Below are 4420 nucleotides of genomic sequence, written 5' to 3'. Positions count from 1 at the left end.
CGCTCGGCGCGATCCTCGGCAAGCTGCTCGCCGACTCCGGCGGCGCCGACCAGATCGTCGACACGATCCTGGCGAAGGCGAGCAAGCGGTCCATGCCGTGGGCGATGGTCCTCATCGCCTCCGTGATCGGCCTGCCGCTCTTCTTCGAGGTCGGCATCGTGCTGCTGATCCCGGTGGTGCTGCTCGTCGCCAAGCGCGGCAACTACTCCCTGATGCGGATCGGCATCCCGGCGCTCGCCGGCCTCTCCGTGATGCACGGGCTCATCCCGCCGCACCCCGGCCCGCTCGTCGCGATCGACGCGGTCGGCGCCAACCTGGGCGTCACCCTCGCGCTCGGCCTCGTCGTCGCCATCCCGACGGTGATCATCGCCGGTCCGGTCTTCTCCAAGTACGCCGCCCGCTGGGTGGACATCAAGGCCCCCGAAAAAATGATCCCGACGCGTCCTTCCGAGGACCTGGAGAAGCGCCCCGGCTTCGGCGTCACCGTCGCGACCATCCTGCTGCCGGTCGCCCTGATGCTGGTCAAGGCGCTCGTCGACATCGTCGTCGACGACCCGGAGAACGGCGTCCAGAAGGTCACCGACGTCATCGGCTCGCCGCTGATCGCGCTGCTCGCGGCCGTCATAGTCGGCATGTTCACCCTGGGCCGCGCGGCCGGCTTCACCAAGGAGCGGCTGAACTCGACCGTCGAGAAGTCCCTCGCCCCCATCGCCGGCATCCTGCTGATCGTCGGCGCGGGCGGCGGCTTCAAGCAGACCCTGATCGACATCGGCGTCGGCCAGATGATCCTCGACTTCTCGAAGGACTGGTCGATCCCGGCCCTGCTGCTCGCCTGGCTGATCGCGGTCGCTATCCGGCTCGCGACCGGCTCGGCCACGGTGGCGACGATCTCGGCGGCGGGCCTGGTGGCTCCGCTCGCGGAGGGCATGTCGACCAGCCACACGGCGCTGCTCGTCCTCGCCATCGGTGCCGGTTCGCTCTTCTTCAGCCACGTCAACGACGCCGGGTTCTGGCTGGTGAAGGAGTACTTCGGCATGACCGTCGGCCAGACGATCAAGACCTGGTCGGTGATGGAGACGATCATCTCGGTCGTCGGCATCGTGTTCGTGCTGCTGCTGTCGCTGGTGTTGTGACCCTTCGGAGATCGGCTGTGAGGGCCGGTCGTGGCTGACAGACTGTCGGCCATGACCGGCCCTCACGCGCTCAAGCCGCTGCTCCTCGCCTTCCCCGGTCCCCTTCGGGACACGCTCGTCGCCGCCGTCCTCTCGGGCGAGAAGACCGCCACGACCGGGCTCCTCGTGGAGTACGAGGTCGAGAACGAGGAGCTGCCGGAGGTGGGCGAGCGCTCGGCCCTCATCGACTCGGACGGCCGCGAGGTCGCGGTCGTCGAGGTGACGGAGGTCCGGGTCCTGCCCCTCGGCGAGGCGGACCTGCGCCTCGCTCTCGACGAGGGCGAGGGGTACCGGTCCGTCGCGGAGTGGCGGGAGGCCCACGAGCGCTTCTGGCACAGCGCGGAGATGCGCGAGGGCCTCGGGGACCCGTCCTTCACCGTGGACGACGGGACGATGCTGGTGGTGGAGCGGTTCCGGGTGGTGGAGACGGTTCAGGACTCCTGAGGGGCCAGGACGGCGAGGAGGCTCCGGGCGAGGGCACGGATCCCGTCCGTCCCGGTGCCGGCCTCGCGCCGGAGCAGGTCGAGGACCTCGGGGTCGTCGCGCCGGCCGTCGGCAAGCAGGCGCAGGGCGACGAGCCGGACCTCCGGGTCGGGGTCGCGGGTGAGGCGGTCCTGGGCGAGGGCAAGGACCTCCGGCCTGTCGCCGCGTCGCCTGCCGAGCGCTCTGAGGACACCGGCCCGTACGAAGACGTGGTCGTCCGCGGAGACGATGCCGAGGAGGTGCCGCATCGCGTCCGCATCGTCAACGTAGTGGGCGGTCAGCAGATAGCAGGCCGTCCACCTGATCTGCTCGTCGGGGTCGTGTGCCGCACGGTGGAGCAGGGCGTCCCGCGCCTCGCCGTCCGCGGCGTCGGCGAGGTACTGGAGGGCACGGAGCTGGACGTCTCTGCTCGGGTCGTTCTCGACGCTCTCGAGGATCAGGCCACGCAGCGCGGGGTCGTGGTCCTTCCGGCGCGCAAGGCCCACGACGGCGGCGGCTCGCACCGTCTCGTCCTCGTCGCTTCGCATGAGCCCGGTGAGGATCTCCCGCGTCTCCTCCACCATGGTCCCGCCGTCCGCGAGGCAGCCGATCGCCGCCCTGCGCACCTCGGGGTGGCTGTGCCCGCACAGGTCGTGGAGCAGCGTGCGTTCCGTAGGGTCGCCCGGCCGGAGGGCCCGGCATCCGGCCGCCTTCACCCGGGGGCTCTCATCGTTCCTCACCCGGTCGAGGAGCAGCTCCCGCACGACGGGATCGTTCTCCGCCCTTTCCTCCGCGGCGGTCAGCGCTGCCGCACGGGTGCCGGGGTCCTCGTCCCGTAGCGCCGCCCGCAGGGCCTCCGTCGCCGCCTCGGGGTCCTCGTCGTTGCCGACCAGCCACCGGAGCGCCTGGCTCCGGACGTGCGGGTCGGCGTCTCCCAGGGCGGCGTCGAACCCGGCCCGGACCCCGGGCGCGTCGAGGCGTTGGCGGGGAACACACTCGACGGCGGCCTGCCGGACGTCGGGGTCGTCGTCATGGGCGAGGCGGTCCAGGGCGAGGCGGGTCGTCGTCTCCGGGGCGCCCACCGGGTTGTACGTCAGGTGCTCCAGAACTCCCACACGCACGCCGGGGTTGTCGTCCCGCAGACAGCGACGGGTGAAGTCCCACGACACCGGGTCGTCGGCGGCGTGGCACAGCAGATGGCGTACGGCGGCGATCCTCACGAGCGGGCTGTCGCTTCCGGTCGCCGCCTCCACCACGGATGCGCTTCGGGACGTCCCGCCGCTGCCGATCAGGAACAGCGCGATGTCCGCCGCGAGGTGCTCCGGGCCGTTGAGGGGCATGGACCAGGCGTGACCTCCCGCGTGGCCCCCGTACCAACTCCGGTACCACTCCAGGTACTCGTCCCGCCCGTCCCAGCGCTCTCCCAGGGCGGCGAAGGACGGTCCCAGGGACGCGACGTTCTGGAAGGGATAGAACGCGCTCACCTCCAGCGGCCTGCTGAGGGCGAGCAGCCGCGTCACCTCCCGCACCATCGCGCCGCTCTGTGGAGCGAGCGTTCCGAGGCGGCGGACCTCGGCCAGGGCACGGGCCACGAAGGCGACCTCGGTGAAGGCCTTGTCCCCCCGGTGCCGGAGCGGCACGCGGATCGCTCGCGGTGCCAGGAGGCGGTCGATCACGCCCGCCACGAAGCGTTCGTCGAGCAGGCCCACGAGGAGCAGCAGGATCTCCTGCCAGGCCGGGTCGTGGACCTTGGTCGCGAAGAGTTCCTGGAGATCCCCCTCCGAGAGTTCACGCTGCTGGTTGAAGCGGTGGGCGAGGTCCGTGGCCGCCAGGTACTCCAGGAAGGTGCGATGGACGAAGCCGTAGATCTCACCCCCGAAGCGGCTGAGGACGAAGTTCCGGTGGCGGAACTGGTCCAGCATGATGCGGGCGGCGGTGGCCGCGCGGTCCGGGGGCAGGGCGTAGCGGTCCTTCAGGTACTCCTCGATGCTCTTGAGGAGGTCCGGGCCCGCGATGTGGTTGCCGGAGATGCCGCCGTGGCCCTCCTGCATCTGGCGGGCGATGAGCCGGAGGAGTTCGCGTTTGTCCTCCGCGCCGAGGTACGGCAGGTGTTCGTCGACGCGGCGGTCCTTGAGGTACTTGCTGGGATCCCAGTGCTCGACGAGGACGTCGACGGCGTGCTCGTACACCGTGCGCCGGTCGCGTGGGAGTTCGCGGCGGCGGCCGATGACGGCGAGGATCGTGAGGATGAGCGGGTTGCCGGCGAGTTCGCGTACGGAGGGGGAGGTGTCCACGGCCGAGGTGACGCGTTCCAGCAGGTTCCGGGCCCGGTCGCGGTCGTCGGGACAGGCGATGGCGAACCACTGCTCCGCGAAGGCACCGATCTGGGCCCTGTTGAGGTCCTGGAGCATGAAGTCGGCGAAGCCGGCGCCGTCGAGGACGGCCCGCTGGTAGCCGTATGCGCGTGAGGTGACCACGACACGGGCCCGGGGGTGACGGGCGGCGAAGCCCGCGATGCGGCGGGCGACCGTGTCCCGGACGTCCTTCTCGAAGAGTTCGTCGAGACCGTCGAAGATCACGAGGGAGGTGTGTGGGCCTTCTCCACCGAGGAACGCGGTCAGCATGGCGGGCGGAAGGCCCAGGCCTTCCGTCTCGTGCTGGTGGACGAGGAAGTCCTCGAAGCTCCGGTCGCGCCAGGCGGCCTGCGCGTAGCTGCGGAGTTCGACGATCAGCGGCAGCCGGCCGTGCGGGGGCTCCAGGTCGGGCGGGGGTTCGGGGGTGGTGAG

3 protein-coding genes are annotated in these 4420 nt (G+C 71.0%); 2 read left to right on the top strand and 1 reads right to left on the bottom strand.

The annotated features are described in order from the left end of the window. Together CCN56_RS38715 and CCN56_RS38710 are read left to right on the top strand one after the other, a co-directional pair. Positions 1–1133 (top strand): gluconate:H+ symporter (locus CCN56_RS38715; RefSeq protein WP_086832316.1); only part of this gene is annotated, 1133 nt, incomplete at its 5' end. Positions 1134–1184: 51 nt separating this feature from the next. After that, on the top strand, positions 1185–1616 hold the full coding sequence (locus CCN56_RS38710; protein ID WP_086832315.1) for an ASCH domain-containing protein: 432 nt from the start codon (positions 1185–1187) through the stop codon (positions 1614–1616). Here CCN56_RS38710 and CCN56_RS38705 read toward each other — a convergent pair. Then, positions 1604–4420: HEAT repeat domain-containing protein (locus CCN56_RS38705; RefSeq protein WP_086832314.1), on the bottom strand; the 2817-nt coding region annotated here is incomplete at its 5' end. The two genes, CCN56_RS38710 and CCN56_RS38705, sit on opposite strands and share 13 nt — an antisense overlap.

This window comes from Streptomyces sp. NRRL B-24572, assembly GCF_002156145.1.
Lineage (GTDB): Bacteria > Actinomycetota > Actinomycetes > Streptomycetales > Streptomycetaceae > Streptomyces > Streptomyces vietnamensis.
Note: the sequence above shows the minus strand (reverse complement) of the source record. Positions and strands in the feature narration are given on the sequence as shown.

Coding starts and splice junctions, on each gene's coding strand:
- CCN56_RS38710 (WP_086832315.1), top strand. CDS start 1,185: ATGACCGGCCCTCACGCGCTCAAGCCGCTGCTCCTCGCCTTCCCCGGT.